General features: G+C 61.0%; 1 pseudogene. It reads left to right on the forward strand.

Annotation, left to right across the window (positions count from 1 at the left end):
* A pseudogene (locus BG61_RS38860) lies at window positions 1-526 on the forward strand (heavy metal translocating P-type ATPase); the annotation flags it as partial.

The raw sequence follows: 526 nt of genomic DNA on the forward strand, positions 1-526 counted from the left end.
GGGCATGGAATTCAATCTGATGCAGCGAGTGCTGACGGTAGTGCACAAGCCGGAAGCGCTGCCCTCGGTACTCGAAGGCTTGCGGTCGCTGGGCTTTACGCCGGAACTGGCCGGCGCAGATGAACAACCGGCGAGCATCCTGCAGCCTAAGCAGAAGCCGTGGTGGCCGCTCGCGCTTGCCGGCGTTATCGCGGTTGCTTCTGAAGCCGCAAGTTGGCTAGGCCAACCCTCATGGCTCGTCGCCGCACTCGCTTTATTAGCAGTGGCCGGTTCCGGCCTGACAACGTACAAGAAAGGCTGGATTGCCATCCGCAACGGCAACCTGAACATCAACGCACTGATGAGCATTGCTGTCACGGGCGCGCTGCTTCTCGGTCAGTGGCCGGAAGCAGCGATGGTCATGGTGCTGTTTACGATTGCGGAGCTCATTGAGACCAAGTCGCTCGACCGTGCTCGCAACGCGATTCAGGGGCTGATGCGGCTTGCGCCGGAAAAGGCGACGGTCAAACAGGCGGATGGCACCTGG

It is taken from the genome of Caballeronia glathei, from assembly GCF_000698595.1.
GTDB lineage: Bacteria > Pseudomonadota > Gammaproteobacteria > Burkholderiales > Burkholderiaceae > Caballeronia > Caballeronia glathei.